We start from the raw sequence: 16,767 nt of genomic DNA on the forward strand, positions 1-16,767 counted from the left end.
AACCGACACATTCCGTATTCGGATACTGGTATGCCATAGAATATCTCTCATAGCCGGTGATGATAAATCCGCATCATCGAACTAGGCGTCGACAAGTATGGAAAACATATTAATATATAGCTAACAGCCGTTAATTTAATTAATTTCGGACTTCGAATCACAGCTGGATCATGAAACCCAATCGACGGCGGTTCCTGAAAGGTGCGAGTGTCGCCGGACTCACCACGGTGAGCGGTCTGGCGTTCAGCGGCACGACGACTGCCGCGTCCTACACGATAGACAGCGACCTTCGGCAGACCGTCGGAATCTCCGGTAGCCAACTCGACTCGGCGGTCGATTCGGTGTCGCCGGGGAGTCCGCTCGTCGGGCTTGGCGACACGTGGGTCAACGTCCAGAACAATCGAAACATCAACGCGGTGTACATGGCGGCCCACGCAGCGCTCGAATCAGCGTGGGGGCGGAGCAACATCGCACAGGAGAAGAACAACATCTACGGTTTCGACGCGCGGGACATCTGTCCGGCGGAGTGTGCTGACGGATACGCGTCGTTCGAACAGTGTGTCCGCCAAGTGATGGCGTACGTCGACGAGGAGTACCTCTCCACAGACGGGACGTACTACGAAGGTTCGACGCTGCGCGGGATGAACGTCCACTACGCGTCGGACGACCAGTGGGCGGAGAAGATCGCAGACATCATGAACGACATCGCCGCCGAACTTCCCTCGGGCGGCGACGGCGGAAGCGGCGGCTTCGCCGACGGTGATCAGGTGGCACCGACGACGGCGTTGCACACCCGAGAACAGCCCGGTACGGACCAGACCGTCGTCGCCACGATTTCGGCGGGCGAGGTCGGTGAAATCATGAACGGTCCCATCGACAAGGACGGCTATACCTGGTGGGGTGTCCACTGGCTCGACCGCGGCGTCTGGGGCTGGTCGGTCGAACGCTACCTCACCGACGCATAGTACTCACAACTCACCGGTTCTCATCCAACAACGGCAACAACGGCAACAACGATAACAATGACACGAAAACTCGATCGACGATCCGCGATCAAGACCCTCGGCACCGGCGCGGCAGGCATCGGCATCCCAATCGCACTGAGTGGTTCGGCGGCCGCATTCAGCGACGGCGAAGAGGTCGAAGCGACGACTGCATTGAACACCCGAGAACAACCAGGAACCGATCAGACCATCGTCGCCACCGTGAACGACGGCGAGGTCGGCGAGATCATGAACGGTCCCACCGACAAGGACGGGTACACCTGGTGGGGCGTCCACTGGCTCGACCGCGACGTGTGGGGCTGGTCGGTCGAACGCTACCTCACGTCCACCGGGGGCGGTGGTAGCGGTGGTTCCAAACCATCGGTGACGTTCGACCAAGCCGCGTCGGGCAACTACGCGGCGGCGAACCGAACGGCGAGCGACATCAACTGGATCATCATCCACACTATCCAAGGATCGTACGAGGGTGGCATCAGCGTGTTCAACGATCCGGATTCCGGCGTGAGTGCCCACTACGTCGTCGGCAACAGTTCGGGACAGATCACCCAGATGGTGTACGACGACGACATCTCCTACGCCGCCGGGAACTACGATTACAACAGCGCAGGCCTCAACTTCGAAAACGAGGGCTACGCGTCCGAAAGTCATCCCGACCAACTGTATCAAAACCTCGCCTCCATCGTGAGTTGGGCGTGTGAGGAGTACGGCATTCCGAAATCCCATCCGACGGGTGTCGCTCCGGCGGATCCGGCCAACGGATCGGGTATCATCGGCCACGAACAGGTTCCCGACCCCGACAACCCCAGCGTCGGCGGTGGCGCAAGCCATCACACCGACCCAGGCAGCGGGTGGGAGTGGGACTACTTTATGAGTCTCCTGTAAAATCGTCCCGCGAAAAACCCGGAGTTCGCTGATTTTTGCGACCGTCGTCGAAGATCACACTTATCGACATCCTTCGTCCATTGGAAACGACACCCTCCCGTGCAATAGGTGCCTCAGCTATAATTTCTACCGTTTTTATCTCTTTTATCTCACCTCGCTCACCTTGTCCACCTTTACCACCTCTCCTACCTCTTTCACCTATTTTAGCTACTCCAGCTACGTTCCCCCATCCATCCTTCTCTCGACCTGCGCTTTCCTCCCTCTTTGTCACCACCTGCATCACCTATTGTACCTTGACTACCTATCCCAACTATCCTAATTGGCCCACCTCTTCTTCTCTTCACCCTCATTTCGTTTGTCCATCCCTTGCCATTCCGCTGTGTTCTCCTTCACTGTCTCATCTGATGCCTCTCCAACCTATCCTACCTATTCCAATGCCTCATCCCGTCTACCCCTCCTATACTTCCGATACCGTGATGTCATTGACTCCTCGCGTGTCATCCATCCCCCGTGTCTTCTCTTCCCTGTTTCACCTATTGGTACTATTCTACGCAAACTACCTATTCCGACTATTCTGTCTATCTCGGCTCTCGTTCCTATCTCCCCTTCCCCACCTATCTCATGTGGCCTACTCTACCTGTGCTACCTATTCTACCTATCCAACCTATTTTATCGATTTCAGCTATCCCAACGGCTCCATCTATTTTATCTATCCTCCACATTTCATCTGTTCTACCTCGCCTATCCCAGATATTATTCCTATCCTCTCTTGCTCACCTGTCCTACCTATCCTACCTATTCTACCTTTCTCACCTGCTTTGCCTCTCGTCCGATTATTCGCGGTTGTTCGGTTCCCGATGGTTCGACCGTTATTTCGTCCACGTGTTGTCGATACGATTATGAGGCGTGCCCACGGATGGCACGCTGAATGATCCGTCCAGCGATTCAACTCTACACGCTCCGTGACCTCGACGAACCGCTCACGAAAACCATCTCCCGCGTCTCCGAGACGACGTACGACGGTGTCGAATTCGCCGGGTTCCACGACCAGTCACCGGAAACCATCGCCACGGCACTCGACGACTCCGGCCTCGAACCGGTCGGTGCGCACGTCGGCTTGGACGCGTTGGAGTCGGAGTACGACACCGTTGTCTCGGAGTACGGGACGGTCGGCTGTGACCGAATCGTCGTCCCGTCGTACGGAACGGACGGTTTCGATTCCACCTCGGCCATCGCCGAGACCGCGAACCACCTCTCGGAACTCGCCGACCGACTCGCGGACGACGGCTTCCGACTGTCCTACCACAACCACGCGTACGAGTTCGAGGCGATCGAGGGCGACTCCGCCACCGCGTACGACGAGTTCGTCGCGCGGAAAAGCGACAGCCTCGAACTGGAGTTCGACGTCGGACTCGCTCGGTTCGGCGGCGTCGACCCGCTTTCGTATCTCGATCGATACGCCGACGACATCTCGCTCGTCCACCTAACCGACACGGTTCCCGGCGACGATGGCACGCTGCACGTCGATCTCGGGGAGGGTGTCCTCGACCTCGATGCGTGTGTTCGGGCGGCCGACGATACCGGTGCCGAGTGGCTCATCCACGAAAACGGGTTGACGGAGAACCCCGCAGCAACGTTGGAATCGAGCGCGATTCGCGTCGGTGAACTGCTCGATAGCGCGTAATCGTCCGGCGCGATTCGATACCGCGGACGTGCATTTCGTCGTTCGTCAGTTTGGACTTTCCCCCGTCCAAATCCTTATCACAACGCGGTAGGACGTAGCCATATGCGACGCATCGTCCTCGTCGGAAGGAACGGCTCGATACGAGCACATGCCGAGCGATACGCTCGCTTCGAGGATACGACCGTCGCCGGGGTCGTTCTCGACTCCGACTCCGGCACAGATTCCGACTCCGGCACCGACCCCCTCGACGGAATCGACGCGCCACGATACGACTCGCTGGCAACCGCACTCGATACGGTCGGCGCTCACGGCGTCGATATCTGCGGGTCGGGCGTCGGACGTACCGACACGATAGATACCGCGCTTTCCGCCGACGTCCCGGTTCGGTGTGACCCGCCGCTCTCGCTCGACGACGCGGCGACCGAACGGCTCGTTTCGCGCGCATCGACCGGAACCGGATGGGTTCTCGTCCGTTCCCCACATCGCTTCTCCCGGCTGTACGACCGACTCCGAGCGGGCGTCGAAACGGGGAGCATCGGAACGATCGGCGTCGCTCGAATCAAGCGAACCGCACCGTTCGACGGTCCCGGTTGGAACGTCTCGTATGCCGGTGTGCAACGCGAAAATCCCGTCGAAGACGTGCTCTGTGAGGTTCTCGCCCACGACTTCGACGTCTTGGACTGGACGTTCGACGCCGTCGAGCGGGTCTTCGTTCGCACTCGGTCCCGGGAGGGATACGCTCACGCGCACGCGCTCCTGACCTTTCGGGGTGGCGGCCGAGCGACTGTCGAAACGACGTGGGGACGGGACGACGCTCCCGCCCCACGACTCCACGTCGAGTACAGCGGCAATCACGGTCGGCTCGACTTCCACGAGCGCGATGCATCTACCGCACTCTCGGACGGAAGGCGGTGTCTCACCGTCGATCCCATCGAAGACGATTGCCGCGGTCGCTCGCTCCGAACGTTCGTGGATTCGGTTCGCGGCGAGAAACGGCACCCCGAAACCGTCTCCGACCGCGCTGCGACACGGATTGCGGCCGCCACCCGCCGGTCGGCGGACCGCGGGAAACCGGTCACGCTCACGGGGGACGACACGTGACGATTCGACTCGGCATCTGTTCGACGGCCCACGTCAACTCCGGAGTGTACGCGTCCCTCATCTCACAGCTTCAGGGGGTCGAACTCGTCGGTATCTCCGACGAAAACCGCGAACGTGCGCGCCGACAGGCCAACGCGGTCGGAACGTCCGTGCTGTCACAGCACCAGTTGATGGGGGAAACCGACGGGATCGTTCTCTGTTCGCCGACCTCCCGTCACGGCGAACTCATCGACCTCGCGCTCCAGTACGACGTGGCGATCCTCTGTGAGAAACCCCTCGCCACGTCGGTCTCGGACGCCGCTGCGATTCGGGACCGGTGCGCGGAAAGCGACGTGGTCGCCGGGATGGCCATGCCGATCCGATGTAGCCGCCCGATGCGACGGCTGAAGGAACGGTACGAGGCGGGTGAACTCGGCGATCTCGTCGCCGTCTCGGGCATCAATCGCGGTCGAATGCCCGGCGGTTGGTTCGTCAACCCGGACCTCGCGGGCGGTGGCGCGGCCGCCGACCACACCGACCACATCGTGGACATCGTTCGGTGGCTCACCGGCGAGGAAGTCACCGAGGTGTACGCCGAGATGGATACCAGATTCTACGACATCGCCGTCGAAGACGTGAACCTGCTGTCGATGGAACTGTCGAACGGCGCGCCGTTCGTCCTCGACGGGTCCTGGAGCACCCCACAGGAAAGTTCGTTTTGGGGTGACGCGGAGGTCGAACTCGTCGGGTCGAACGGAACCCTCTCGGCCGACTGTTTCGGCCAGCGATATACCAGTATCTGCGATACAAATCACGGCAACCACAACGAAACCCTGTACTGGGGTGCCGACCCGAACAACGAACTCCTGAACGACTTCGTCGAGGCGATTCGTACCGGCCGGGAGCCCGTGACGCCGATGGACGAAGCCGTCAAGACGACCGCCGTTATGGAAGCGGCCTACGAATCCATCGAGCGGGACGAATCGGTCGAAGTCGGGTACTGACGACGAAGCGAAAGCGAGTCGCGATCAGTCCAACGCGGCCGTCTCGGTCGTCTCGACCGCGACGGACTCGCCCCGTTTCGCGGATTCGTACGCGGCTTCCACGACGGCGACGTCGCGTACGGCGTCCGCACCGGTTTTGAGCGGCGGTCGGTTCTCCGCGACGCTCTCGACGAAATCGGCCACGAGTCCCTCGTCCGGGTTCGACCCCCAGTACAGCGACCGAATACCGGCATCGTCGGTATCGCGCGTCTGCTTTATCTTCTGGTCGAAGCAGTCGATGGAGACGACTCCTTCCGTACCGACGAGCCTGAGCGTCGCGTCGCCCCAGAAATCCCACTCGTCGGGTTTGCTCCAGGAGCCGTCGAGGACGAACTCCGTCCCGTCGGTGAGCTTCATCGACAGCAGGTTCACGTCCTCCACCGGGATATCGTGGAATCGCGTTCCGATTTCGGCGTACACTTCGCTCACCTCCTCACCGGTGAGCCACCGAACGATGTCCACGATGTGAACCGAGTGGTCGGTCGTCGCCCCGCCGCCGGAGGCCTCCGGATCGACGAACCAGCCGCCGGGCATCTGGCCGCGGTTCGTCCCGCTCAGGAACTGGAGGGTGCCGAGGACGCCGTTTTCGAGCGCCGTCTTCGCGTTTCGTACCGGCTGGTTGAACCGGAGCGGCATGGCGACGCCGAGGTTCACACCCGCGGTCTCACACACGCTCACGATTTCGCGCGCCTCGGAGACGGTCGGCGCGAGCGGCTTCTCACAGAGGATATCGACGCCCGCCGCGGCGGCGTCCTGCACCCACGTCGCGTGGTCCATATTCGTCGAACAGACGATGACGCCGTCCACCGAGGCCAGCAGTTCGGTCGGCTCCATGAACTCGACGTCGTACTCGTCGGCTTTCGCGCGGGTCGCGGTGACCCCGTCGCCGGTCTCCGTGACGCCGACCAGTTCGGCGTCCGAGAGGTCGTTCAGACAGGCGGCGTACGAGTCGGCGTGGAGGTGGGCCGTCGAACAGATGCCGATGCGGACGGTCATGTGTGCACCTCCGCGGGGGAAACGGCTTCACCGCGCTCGCTCGATTCGATGGCGGCGAGGGCGATTCTGACGGCTTGACGGGCGTCGTCGGGCGAGATGTCCGGCTCGGTGCCGTTGCTCACACAATCGACGAAGTGTTCGAGTTCCAGCGTGTACGGGCTCGTCGCCAGCGGACTGGACGGCGCGTTGGTTCCCTCGGCACCGCCGGAGACGCGGACGGAGTTCTCGTCGCGTGAATCGAACTCCAACAGCCCCTCGTCGCCCGCGAACTCGTAGCTCGTGGTGAACGGCGTCCCCTCAGGATAGCCCCACGATGCTTCGACGTGGCCGACGACGCCGTTCTCGAACCGCAGCGTCACCGACGAGTGTTGGTTCAGGTGGCCGTCGTTCCACGACGCCGTTCGGGCGAAGACACGGTCCACGTCACCGGCAATCCAGCGGAGATAATCGAAGTCGTGAATCGCCATGTCGAGGAGGACACCCCCGCTTTGCTCGGTATCGCCGAACCACGAGTTGGTGCCGTATCGCGGCGGCGAGGAGAGCCGCTCGGTGTGAAGCGTTCCCAGCGAACCGACATCTCCGGCGTCGATACGGCGCTTGGCTTCGACGTATTCTGGGAAGTACCGCAGCACGTGCCCCGTCATGAAGGTGATATCCGCGTCGGTCACCGCCTCGACGATGGCGTCCGCATCCGTCGTCGTTCGGGCGAGCGGTTTCTCGCAGAACACGTCGAGACCGCACTCGGCGGCAGCCTCGACGAGTGGCCGGTGTGTCGGCGTCGGCGTGCAGATATCGACGGCCGTGATGTCGGCGTCGCTCATCATCTCCGCCGCGTCCCTGTACACGTCGGCGTTCGCCGTCTGCTTCTCGGCGAACGTGAAACGCTCCTCGTCGAGCGACGCGACGGCCGCGATCTCCGCCCCGTCTATCTCCTGATAACTGTTAGCATGTGTCGTGCCCATGAATCCAGTTCCCACTAATCCGATTCGTTCCATCATTCTATACTGTGGAAGTAGTGGTCTTAAACCTTCTGTCGCCCCGGATAAATTTCAGATGTTCGACCACGTCGTCGCGGTCGCTCCCGATGTCGGACCGACCCCGGCGAACCGACTGCTCTCGTCGAACACCGGCCGGATGACGGACGGGTCTTCGATGAGGTGCAGACGCAGGTAACTGCCCCGAGCGCGTCCGTCCCCGGTTCGCGTGATATCGAGCACTTCGAGGAACTCCCACTCCCGGAGCAGGTCGTGGACGCGCCGCTTCGAGAGGACCGTGAGACCGGCGTCGGCACAGACGTCCTCGTAGGCCGCGTACACGTCCGTCGTCTTGAACGTCCGCGACCGCTCGACGAGAGCCAGCGAGACGATGGCGAGGAGTGTCGCCTTCTGTTGGGCCGTCGCCCCAGTGAACAGCGTTTGGAACCGGTCGCGCTCGGCGAGCGTGTCGGCGCTTTGGACGTGGTCGATGGTGATGGTTTCGGACTCCTCCCCGACCGCGAGTTCCCCGGCGTGACGGATCAGATTGATGGCCTTCCGTGCGTCGCCGTGTTCCTCCGACGCGAGCGACGCACAGGTCGAGAGCACCTCGTCCGAAAGCACCCCACGACGGAACGCCTCGGAGCGGCTTCGAATGATTTCACGGAGGTCATCCCGACTGTACGGGGCGAATATGATCTCACGTTCCTGCAGGCTACTCTTGACGCGTTCCTGCAATCGTTCGCGGTATCGCACCTTGTTACTGATTCCGACGATACCCACCGAACAACGGGAGAGCTTCCCGGTTTCCTCGGCGCGCGACAACTGCAGGAGCAGTTCGTCGTTTTCGAGTCGGTCTATCTCGTCCAGTACCACGAGCGCGACGTCGTATCGCGAATCGAGGACGTCCCAGAGCAGACGATAGTACCGCGACCGTCCGAAGCCGGTCTCGGGAACGTCAATGCCCGTTTCGTCCGGGTCGTTTATCTCCCGAGCGAGCGCCCTGACCGCGCGCGTCTCGGTGTCCTCCTGCGAACAGTCGATGGTTGCACGGGCGATGGAAACCCCGTTCTCCCTCGAGGCATCCACGATACGACCCGTCGCGTATCGGGCACAGAGGGACTTTCCAGTCCCCGTCTTTCCGTACAGGAACGTGTTGTTCGGCGCACCCCCGCCGATGGCGGGATTCAACGCGGTCGCGAGGCGTCTGATCTCCTCGTTGCGGGCTACGATGTGCCGTGGCTCCGGCGCGTATCCGATTTCGAGAAGGCCCTTTCTGGCGAAAACGTCCTCCTGTAACCGAAACACTCCGTCGAGGGCGTCCGCGTTCTCCGGTGGGATGTCACGCCGTGTCATGACACAGTACTGCGGCTACTTCCTCATAAATTCGTCGGGGAAATCGACCGTTGAATTTTGGAATTTCGAGGGATGTCGTCCCGGCCGTCGGCCTCGATTCGTGCGACGGGGCCGACTTCCGTACGGTTTTTTGCCCGCCTCCACAGCCCCCTCCCCCCTCGTTTCACCTGTATTCCATTACGACCATATTCCTGTAATGGTATGTGTGTCTTTCACACCCCTGATCTGTCAGTTTGGATTCGTACTCGAGGTCCGTCCCGGCGGCGAGACTCACCGTCGACTCGTTTTCCTTCACGACGAAAAGATGCGGTCGGTATCAGTCGAGGAACTCGGACGCCCGCTCGTGTAGCGGGACGAATCCCTCGGCGAACCCTGCGCCGCGCGTCCGTCCGAGAACGCGCGCTTGCGCCCTCACATCCGCCAGTATGTCCTCGAACTCGGAATCGACGCCGCCGTGTTCGTTCAACCACTCGACCTGTGATTCGTGTTCGAGGATGGCCTCCTCCTTGGTCGATTGCTGTTCGCTGATGTCGATGTACACCTCCGGTTCGAACGACGACGTCGCCTTGCCGAAGTAGTAGACGTTGTCGGGTTCCCATGGTTCGTCGTCCGTTTCCAACAGCGGCAGTGCGGCCATGTAGTACGCGTCCGTCACCAACCGCGAGGTGGCTCGATGGTCCGGATGCATGTCGTCGCTGAAATGCGTGAGAACGACGTCGGGCCGGTGCTCGCGGAGCGCTTCGACGAGTCGGAGCCTGTTTTCCATCGAGTACGTGATTCGACCGTCTTCGAAGCCGAGGAACGCCGTTTCCGCGCCGAGCGTCTCCGCCGCCGCCTCGGCTTCCTTCTCACGAGTCGCGGCGACGGCCGACTCGGTGGTGTCGAACCCGCCGTACTCGCCGCGCGTCATGTAGACGACGGTCACGTCGTCGCCGCGTTCGGCGTGCTTTGCGAGGGTACCGCCACAGAAGATGTCGGCATCGTCCGGATGTGCAACTACTGCTACGAGATGCATACACACGAACCTACTCCAAGCGGGTAATAAATATTGTGTCGCCGGTGTGCTACGAAAAGAGGTGATCTGCTACGAAAAGAGGTGCTCGAGGTCCGCGCGCAACCGGGGCGGCAGTCGCTCGGGTGCGGTCCGATACGGGGACACCTCCGCCGTTATCCACCCGTCGTAGCCGATTTCCGCCAACGTCTCGTCGACCGCGGTCCAGTCGATATCACCCTCCAGCGGATAGGTGAACCCTTCCATCGTGTCGATATCCGTCCGATAGTCCTTGACGTGAACCCGCTCGACGTGCTCCCCGAGGATCCGAATCCACTGGGCCGGATAGCCGAACCGCTTGACGTTCCCGACGTCGAAGTACGCGCCCACCGGTCCGGCGTCGGACGCCGCCTCGACGAACCGAGCGAACTCCAGCGGGGACAGCAGAAAGTCGTTCCACACGTTTTCGACACAGACCGTCACGCCGCGGTCGGCACCGCTCGCCGCCAACGCCCGAACCGAGTCGAGCGCGCGGTCGTACGCCTCGTCGTAGGGCGTCCGCTCGTCAACGACTGCCGGGACGATGAGCACCGCACCCGCACCGAGTTCCTCGGCGACTTCGAGCATTCGCTCGCCCGCTTCGAGACCCGCGGTGCGCGTTTCGTCGTCCGCGGCGGACAACCGGCGCTCCCAGTGAAGCGTGGTCGAAATCGCCGGAACGTCGAGTCCGAGTCGCTCCAGTTCGTCGGCCAATTCCTCCACGAACTCGTCGTCCCACAGCGGACCGTCGGCCGTGAGGTTCGGTTCGATACCGTCGTATCCGGCGTCCGCGAGGAGTCGTGCGTTTTCCAGCAACCCCTCCTCGGGGAACCCCATCTGATTGAGTGCAAACCGCATCACTCCTAGCCTCTCGTTTGCGGTGATTTATACGTTTGTGCCGGTCTTGGTGTTGTTTTATCGAAGTTAACTTTAACACACCCCGCACCAGACACGGTGGCACATGACACACAGTGTCGGATTCATCGGTGCCGGTGGCATCGCGTCGATCCACCTGGAAACGCTCGACGCGGTGGTCGAGTCGGGGACGGTCGGGGAAGACGGAGCGCCGTGCGATATCGAACTGGCGGCGATAGCGGACATCGACGGAGAAACGGCGCGCGCCGCCGCCGGTCCACGAGGAGCGACCGTGTACACCGACGGCGTCGAACTGATCGAGTCGGAACCGCTCGACGCGCTCGTCATCGCCGTTCCGCCGTTCGCCCACGGCGAGTACGAGCAGGCCGCCGCCGACCGGGACCTCGACCTGTTCATCGAGAAACCCGTGGCCCTCTCGATGGGGGACGCACGCGAGACGGCCCGACGTCTAGCGGACAGCGAGGGCCTCTCGCACGTCGGCTACGTCTGTCGATACGCACGGATTACGGAGCACGCACGGGAACTCCTCGACGGTCGGCGAATCGGCCATATCGACAGCACCTACTGGGTCCCGGTTCCCGAATCCGATTGGTGGCGGGAACGGCGCTACTCCGGCGGACAGATCGTCGAACAATCCACCCACGTCTACGACCTCCACCGATATCTGGCGGGCGACGTCGTGGCGGCGACGGGCAGCGGAACCGACGGCTTGCTCGTCGGGACCGTCGACTTTCAGGACGCGACCTCGGTCACGCTTGACCACTATTCCGGTGCCGTCTCGCACGTCTCGTCGACCTGTGCGTCGCCGACACCACGGTTCGAGGTGCGTATCGCGGCCGAAGACGCCGTCCTCGAACTGGATTACATGGATCACTCGCTCACGGGGACCGTCGATGGCGAACCCGTGGCGTTCGACGGCGACGGGGAGTGGTACCGACGGGAGTTCGAGGCGTTCCTTCGTGCGTCGGCGACCGATCGCGGCGAACGACGGACGAACGACGCGGAATCGGTCGATATCCGTTCGGACTTCGACGACGCCGCTGCGACGCTCGACGTGACGCTCGCCGCCCGCGAGGCGGCGGAAACGGGTGAAAAGGTCCGTACAACGGTCGAGACGGCCGTCGACGTTTCGAACGCCGGTACCACCCTATGAATTTATTACGGCTGGTTACAAAGGCCATCAGTAGTGCCTCAGTATGGGTAAGTTAGACATACGCAACCTCCGGAAGGAGTTTCTCGACGGGGACCGGTCGATCGTCGCGGTCGAGGATCTGAATATCGACATCGACGACGGGGAGTTCCTCATCTTTGTCGGTCCGTCGGGGTGCGGCAAATCGACGACGCTTCGCTGTATCGCCGGACTCGAATCGCCGACTGGCGGCAACATCCTGTTGAACGAAACCGATATCACGAACAAACCCCCCACCGAGCGCGACATCGCGATGGTGTTCCAGAACTACGCGCTGTACCCGCACCTCACCGCGCGCAAGAACATCGGATTCGGTCTCAAGATGTCCACCGACATGGGGGCCGACGAAATCGAACGTCGGGTCGATGACGTCGCCGAGATGATGGGCATCGAGGAGATACTCGAAAAGAAACCGGGCGAACTCTCCGGCGGGCAACAACAGCGCGTCGCGCTCGGCCGCGCCATCGTCCGTGAACCGGAGGTGTTCCTGATGGACGAACCGCTCTCGAACTTGGACGCGAAGCTCCGGACGACGATGCGGACGGAGCTACAGAACCTTCAGCAGGACCTGAACATCACGACCATCTACGTGACCCACGACCAGACGGAAGCGATGACGATGGGCGACCGGATCGCCATCCTGAACGACGGGAAACTCCAGCAGCTCGGAACGCCGCTCGAATGTTACTACGAACCCGCGAATCGGTTCGTCGCCGGGTTCATCGGCTCCCCCTCGATGAACTTCTTCGAGGTCGACTACGTCGACGGCGCACTCGTCCACGACACGTTCCGGTACGACCTCTCGCCGAAGGCGCGCGAGCAACTCGTCGGCTACGAGGGACGGATGACGCTCGGTATCCGCCCGGAGAGTATCGAAACCGTCCCGGCCGACGAGCCGGGAGCGATTTCGACGACCGTCTCGGTGACCGAGCCGATGGGCGAGCTCACGTACGCCTACGTCGATATCGGCGACCAGACGTGTACGGTGACGCTTTCCGGGGAGCGGATGGTGGAATCCGGAACGACGCTCACCATCGATTTCCCCGAGGACAAGATACACCTCTTCGACCCCGACACCGGCGAAACCGTCAAGACGAGGAGCGTCTCGACCGCGACCGACACCAACGTCGACGCTCGCGCATAATTTCCGAAAAACAACTCGACTCCGGGTAAAACACTCGGATCGTCTCGACTTCCCTCCGATTACTGGCTAGATTGGAATGGTATTTGGTACCCCATGGCAAATATTTATTACGGAGTAGCATCGTTCTTCGGTCAGAGCGGTATGAGCAACAGAAACCTCACTCGACGTAACGTTCTCACTCTGACCGGTTCGGTCGGCGCAGCAAGCCTCGCCGGTTGTTCAGGCATGATGCCCGGCAGTTCCGGTGACGGCGACGGCGGCGCAAAGTCCGGAACGCTGTGGGCGTGGAACGACCCCGGGCTTTCGCCGATTCGCAAAAAGCAGGCGAAAGCCCTCGCGAAGCAGAGCGACAAGATATCCGACCTCAGTTGGGAGTACTACCCGTTCGAGAACTACCTCGCCAAGGCGACGACCGCGATTCCCGCAGGTAACGCGCCGGACAGCCTCGCGTTGTCCGTCCTGTGGGTGCCGCGGTTCGCCGACAAGGGCGTCGCACTCAACCTCGAAAAGAACGGTTTCAACCCGGACGACTACGTCTCGGCCGCACGACGCAACGCAAGCTACGACGGCAACCTGTGGGCGGTCCCGTGGTACGCCGACTGTCGTCTGGTGGCGATAAACAAGAAGAAGTTCAAGGAGGCGGGCTTGGAGGTTCCCGAACCGACCCACCGTCCGAGTTGGGACGAGTTCGGTTCGTGGATCGACGAGTTGGGCAAGAAGAACAAGGCGGCGTTCTCCATGTCCGCCGGTGAGGGCTTCGACTGCTTCGCGCTCTCGAACGGGAGCGGTTACCTCAACGACGACGGGACGAAGGCGATAATCAACGACGACGCGGCGGTCCAAGCGGCGAAATACCTTCAGCCGAAGGTCGTCGAGGACGAAACCGTCATCACCCGAAACTCCGGCAGTAGCCAAGCAATCGAGGACTTCCTCGCCGGGGAAGTGGCGATGTGTTTCGCCGGGTCGTGGAACTACCCGCGACTGCGCAAGAGCGGTCTCGACTGGCAGTACATTCCGTACCCCAGCGGTCCGAAGATCGATAAAAGCCACACGTGGAGCGCGGGCGTGTTCTACACCGTTCCGAACCGCGGCGGCGCGGACAAGGAAGTCGGCCTCGAATGGCTGAACTACGTGAACTCCATGGAGGTTCAAAAGAAGGTCACCAAATCGATGGGTGGGTTCCCGGGGCGGAAGGAGGCCTACGATTCGGACGAGTTCAAGAACTTCATCGACAACAACCCGAAGTTGAAACCCGTTGAACAGGAGATGGAGAACACCGTTCCCTTCCCGAGCCACCCCGACGTGTCGAAGATGTGGGATTCCGTCCACAAGCAGGCACAGGCGATGTGGCAGGGAACGGACCCGAAAAAGGCACTCGACAAGGCCGCTAGCGACATCAACAAACTCCTCTAACCATGTCACAATCTCAGGGAACCACGGGCGTTCGGGAGCGTCTCAGCGGAGTCGTTTCCGGCTTCACCGTCGGCAACGCCGATACGGACCTATCGTGGTACGCCATCGTCCTCCCGAAGGTGTTCATCTTCGCCGCCGTCCTGCTGATCCCGTTCCTCGGTGCGTTTTACGTGAGCCTTCATCAGTGGGAGCCGTTGGCTCGATCCCATCCGTTCGTCGGGATCGATAACTACGTTCGGCTGGTGCAAGACCCGATATTCTGGGACGCGCTGATAAACACCGCTGGCTACAGTCTGGCCCTCCTCGTCTTCGACGTTCCCATCGCGCTTGGGTTGGCGCTGCTGTTGAACATGAACATGCGCGGGACGAAGTTCTACTCGGCGGCCATCTTCCTCCCGGTCGTGACCTCGTGGGTCGTCGTCTCGCTCATCTGGTCGTGGATCTACAACCCGCAGTACGGGCTGTTGAACACGATGTTGGGGACCATCGGTCTCCCGCAGCTTTCGTGGCTCCAGAGTTCCAAGACGGCGCTGGCGTCCATCGCCCTCATGAGCATCTGGAAGCACATCGGGTTCAACATGGTCATCTTCCTCGCCGGGCTGAAGGGAATCCCGGACGACCTGTACGAGGCGGCCATCATCGACGGCGCGAACCGCTGGGAGCGGTTCCGCTACGTCACCCTGCCGCTGCTGAAGCCGACGACGTTCTTCGTGTTCGTCGTGACGCTCGTCTTCTCGTTCCGCGTTTACACGCAGGTGTACGTGATGACCAACGGCGGCCCCGTCCACTCCACCTACACCATCGTCTACTACTTCTGGCAGACCGGCTTCCAGCAGTTCGAGATGGGCTATGCGAGCGCCATCGCGGTCGTGTTGTTCCTCCTGGTGTTCGGGTTGAGCGTTCTCCAACAGCGCACGTGGGGTGACGACGTTGGCTACTAAGGACCTCGACTTCGAGGACGACCAGCCGAGCGTCGAGTACGAGGGTTCGCGGTACGACAAGCTCGCGAAATGGGTCGCCCACGGCATCCTCATCGTCATGAGCGCCATCATGACGATTCCGTTCCTCTGGGCGTTTCTCACGTCGCTGAAACCCGAGAACAAGATATTCACGACGATTCACCAAATCATCCCGTCGCATCCGACGTTCGCCAACTACGTGAACGTCTGGCTGCAGAACCCGCTCGACCGTTGGGTGCTCAACAGCCTCGTCCTGACGGTCGGCGTGGTGTTTTTCACCCTATTGCTCGACACGCTCGCGGGCTACGCGCTGGCGAAGGGTGATTTCAAGGGGAAATCGTTCGTCTACACGCTGGTCATCGGGACGCTCGTCATCCCGCCGCAGGTCGTGCTCGTCCCGCTGTATTTGGAGATGAACGCCCTCAACTGGTCGAACACCTACTGGGCCATCATCGTGCTGTACGTCGCCAACCCGTTCGGGACGTTCATGATGCGACAGTTCTTCCTCGGCGTCCCCGACTCGCTCATCGAGGCGGCCAGAATGGACGGCTGTAGCACGATTCAGATCTACACGCGGGTCATGTTGCCGCTGGCGAAACCCGCCCTGTCGTCGCTGGGCGTGTTCACGTTCATCTTCGTCTGGGGCGCGTTCCTGTGGCCGCTGGTCATCCTCAACGATTCGGCGATGTACCCGCTTCAGGTCGGCATCGGCCTGCTTACGGGTAAGTACAGCTCACAGTGGGGTCAGCTCCTCGCGGCGGTCGTGCTCGCCGCGCTGCCCGTCATCGCGGCCTACCTGCTCGCACAGCGTACCTTCATGGAGGGAATCGCGCTGACCGGAGGGAAGGGATGACCACCCTTTCCGCCGCCCCCCTGTTCACCGTCCTGTTGCGTCTCGGCTACTCCGGGCGCAACGAACCGGTAGTCGGCGGCGCGCTCGTCTTCTTCGTCGCCGCGGTGGGACTGCTGTATCTCTCGTTCGTCCGCGACGAGATGGACGCGGGGCCGTTGATGAAGGTGGGCGGGTTCCTCCTGCTCGGAATGGCGTTTCTCGCGTTCTTCTGGCCGTGGCGGCCGTGGCCGCACTGACCTGACCGCTTTTTATTCTAGGGGTATCACTCAAGAGGCTTCCCGAGA

The 16,767-nt window shown here is 61.6% G+C and carries 17 protein-coding genes; 11 read left to right on the top strand and 6 right to left on the bottom strand.

From position 1 onward, the window contains the following. Nucleotides 1-170 precede the first annotated feature (170 nt). Both NKF26_RS14875 and NKF26_RS14880 read left to right on the top strand, forming a co-directional pair. Complete coding sequence (locus NKF26_RS14875; RefSeq protein WP_253225866.1) at nt 171-965, top strand: glucosaminidase domain-containing protein; 795 nt, start codon at nt 171-173, stop codon at nt 963-965. Between the two features lie 57 nt (nt 966-1,022). Beyond that, a complete protein-coding gene (locus NKF26_RS14880) occupies nt 1,023-1,886 on the top strand; it encodes an N-acetylmuramoyl-L-alanine amidase (RefSeq protein ID WP_253225867.1) in 864 nt (287 codons plus the stop codon). Here the strand turns inward: NKF26_RS14880 and NKF26_RS14885 are convergent. After that, nucleotides 1,870-2,169, bottom strand: coding sequence for a hypothetical protein (locus tag NKF26_RS14885; RefSeq protein WP_253234524.1), 300 nt, complete (start codon nt 2,167-2,169; stop codon nt 1,870-1,872). The genes NKF26_RS14880 and NKF26_RS14885 overlap by 17 nt on opposite strands. A 645-nt stretch (nt 2,170-2,814) precedes the next feature. Here NKF26_RS14885 and NKF26_RS14890 point away from each other — a divergent pair. The 3 genes from NKF26_RS14890 to NKF26_RS24420 all read left to right on the top strand — a co-directional run bounded on the left by NKF26_RS14890 (nt 2,815) and on the right by NKF26_RS24420 (nt 5,654). Further along, nucleotides 2,815-3,570: a sugar phosphate isomerase/epimerase gene (locus NKF26_RS14890; RefSeq protein WP_253225869.1), complete on the top strand. Its 756-nt coding sequence runs from the start codon at nt 2,815-2,817 to the stop codon at nt 3,568-3,570. Nucleotides 3,571-3,672: 102 nt separating this feature from the next. Beyond that, complete coding sequence (locus NKF26_RS14895) at nt 3,673-4,671, top strand: hypothetical protein (RefSeq protein WP_253225870.1); 999 nt, start codon at nt 3,673-3,675, stop codon at nt 4,669-4,671. Then, on the top strand, nt 4,668-5,654 hold the full coding sequence (locus NKF26_RS24420; protein WP_253225871.1) for a Gfo/Idh/MocA family oxidoreductase: 987 nt from the start codon (nt 4,668-4,670) through the stop codon (nt 5,652-5,654). Before NKF26_RS14895 ends, NKF26_RS24420 begins: the two co-directional genes overlap by 4 nt. A gap of 24 nt (nt 5,655-5,678) precedes the next feature. Here NKF26_RS24420 and NKF26_RS14905 read toward each other — a convergent pair whose 3' ends face one another. From NKF26_RS14905 to NKF26_RS14925, 5 genes are all read right to left on the bottom strand, one after another. Then, nucleotides 5,679-6,689, bottom strand: coding sequence for a Gfo/Idh/MocA family protein (locus NKF26_RS14905; protein ID WP_253225872.1), 1,011 nt, complete (start codon nt 6,687-6,689; stop codon nt 5,679-5,681). Further along, nucleotides 6,686-7,684, bottom strand: coding sequence for a Gfo/Idh/MocA family protein (locus tag NKF26_RS14910; protein ID WP_253225873.1), 999 nt, complete (start codon nt 7,682-7,684; stop codon nt 6,686-6,688). Before NKF26_RS14910 ends, NKF26_RS14905 begins: the two co-directional genes overlap by 4 nt. Nucleotides 7,685-7,738: 54 nt before the next feature. Beyond that, nucleotides 7,739-9,019 (bottom strand): Cdc6/Cdc18 family protein, encoded by a 1,281-nt coding sequence (locus NKF26_RS14915; RefSeq protein WP_253225874.1) that lies wholly within the window; start codon nt 9,017-9,019, stop codon nt 7,739-7,741. A 316-nt stretch (nt 9,020-9,335) separates the two neighbouring features. Next, nucleotides 9,336-10,034: a PIG-L deacetylase family protein gene (locus tag NKF26_RS14920; RefSeq protein WP_066147210.1), complete on the bottom strand. Its 699-nt coding sequence runs from the start codon at nt 10,032-10,034 to the stop codon at nt 9,336-9,338. Between the two features lie 69 nt (nt 10,035-10,103). Continuing rightward, the gene (locus NKF26_RS14925; RefSeq protein WP_253234525.1) at nt 10,104-10,907 is read right to left on the bottom strand and encodes a sugar phosphate isomerase/epimerase; all 804 of its coding nucleotides are present in this window, start codon (nt 10,905-10,907) and stop codon (nt 10,104-10,106) included. 103 nt (nt 10,908-11,010) lie between these two features. On the opposite strand from NKF26_RS14925, the gene NKF26_RS14930 reads away from it, so the two are divergent. The 6 genes from NKF26_RS14930 to NKF26_RS14955 all read left to right on the top strand — a co-directional run bounded on the left by NKF26_RS14930 (nt 11,011) and on the right by NKF26_RS14955 (nt 16,719). After that, nucleotides 11,011-12,078 (top strand): Gfo/Idh/MocA family protein, encoded by a 1,068-nt coding sequence (locus tag NKF26_RS14930; RefSeq protein WP_253225876.1) that lies wholly within the window; start codon nt 11,011-11,013, stop codon nt 12,076-12,078. Nucleotides 12,079-12,121: 43 nt separating this feature from the next. Next, nucleotides 12,122-13,258, top strand: a complete 1,137-nt coding sequence (locus tag NKF26_RS14935; RefSeq protein ID WP_253225877.1) for an ABC transporter ATP-binding protein — start codon at nt 12,122-12,124, stop codon at nt 13,256-13,258. Nucleotides 13,259-13,399: 141 nt separating this feature from the next. Further along, nucleotides 13,400-14,671 carry an extracellular solute-binding protein gene (locus NKF26_RS14940; protein ID WP_253225878.1) on the top strand — a complete coding sequence of 424 codons (1,272 nt, stop codon included), beginning with the start codon at nt 13,400-13,402 and terminating at the stop codon, nt 14,669-14,671. Nucleotides 14,672-14,673: 2 nt separating this feature from the next. Next, the gene (locus NKF26_RS14945; protein ID WP_253225879.1) at nt 14,674-15,612 is read left to right on the top strand and encodes a carbohydrate ABC transporter permease; all 939 of its coding nucleotides are present in this window, start codon (nt 14,674-14,676) and stop codon (nt 15,610-15,612) included. Next, entirely contained in the window at nt 15,593-16,483 is an 891-nt protein-coding gene (locus tag NKF26_RS14950; RefSeq protein ID WP_369682153.1) for a carbohydrate ABC transporter permease, read from the top strand. Before NKF26_RS14945 ends, NKF26_RS14950 begins: the two co-directional genes overlap by 20 nt. Then, the gene (locus NKF26_RS14955) at nt 16,480-16,719 is read left to right on the top strand and encodes a hypothetical protein (RefSeq protein ID WP_253225881.1); all 240 of its coding nucleotides are present in this window, start codon (nt 16,480-16,482) and stop codon (nt 16,717-16,719) included. The genes NKF26_RS14950 and NKF26_RS14955 overlap by 4 nt, the downstream gene beginning before the upstream one ends. The last annotated feature ends 48 nt before the right edge of the window (nt 16,720-16,767 follow it).

Origin of the sequence: Haladaptatus sp. AB618, from assembly GCF_024136965.1 — an archaeon.
Lineage (GTDB): Archaea > Halobacteriota > Halobacteria > Halobacteriales > Haladaptataceae > Haladaptatus.

Coding starts and splice junctions, on each gene's coding strand:
- NKF26_RS14875 (WP_253225866.1), top strand. CDS start 171: ATGAAACCCAATCGACGGCGGTTCCTGAAAGGTGCGAGTGTCGCCGGA.
- NKF26_RS14880 (WP_253225867.1), top strand. CDS start 1,023: ATGACACGAAAACTCGATCGACGATCCGCGATCAAGACCCTCGGCACC.
- NKF26_RS14890 (WP_253225869.1), top strand. CDS start 2,815: ATGATCCGTCCAGCGATTCAACTCTACACGCTCCGTGACCTCGACGAA.
- NKF26_RS14895 (WP_253225870.1), top strand. CDS start 3,673: ATGCGACGCATCGTCCTCGTCGGAAGGAACGGCTCGATACGAGCACAT.
- NKF26_RS14905 (WP_253225872.1), bottom strand. CDS start 6,689: ATGACCGTCCGCATCGGCATCTGTTCGACGGCCCACCTCCACGCCGAC.
- NKF26_RS14910 (WP_253225873.1), bottom strand. CDS start 7,684: ATGGAACGAATCGGATTAGTGGGAACTGGATTCATGGGCACGACACAT.
- NKF26_RS14915 (WP_253225874.1), bottom strand. CDS start 9,019: ATGACACGGCGTGACATCCCACCGGAGAACGCGGACGCCCTCGACGGA.
- NKF26_RS14920 (WP_066147210.1), bottom strand. CDS start 10,034: ATGCATCTCGTAGCAGTAGTTGCACATCCGGACGATGCCGACATCTTC.
- NKF26_RS14925 (WP_253234525.1), bottom strand. CDS start 10,907: ATGCGGTTTGCACTCAATCAGATGGGGTTCCCCGAGGAGGGGTTGCTG.
- NKF26_RS14930 (WP_253225876.1), top strand. CDS start 11,011: ATGACACACAGTGTCGGATTCATCGGTGCCGGTGGCATCGCGTCGATC.
- NKF26_RS14935 (WP_253225877.1), top strand. CDS start 12,122: ATGGGTAAGTTAGACATACGCAACCTCCGGAAGGAGTTTCTCGACGGG.
- NKF26_RS14940 (WP_253225878.1), top strand. CDS start 13,400: ATGAGCAACAGAAACCTCACTCGACGTAACGTTCTCACTCTGACCGGT.
- NKF26_RS14945 (WP_253225879.1), top strand. CDS start 14,674: ATGTCACAATCTCAGGGAACCACGGGCGTTCGGGAGCGTCTCAGCGGA.
- NKF26_RS14955 (WP_253225881.1), top strand. CDS start 16,480: ATGACCACCCTTTCCGCCGCCCCCCTGTTCACCGTCCTGTTGCGTCTC.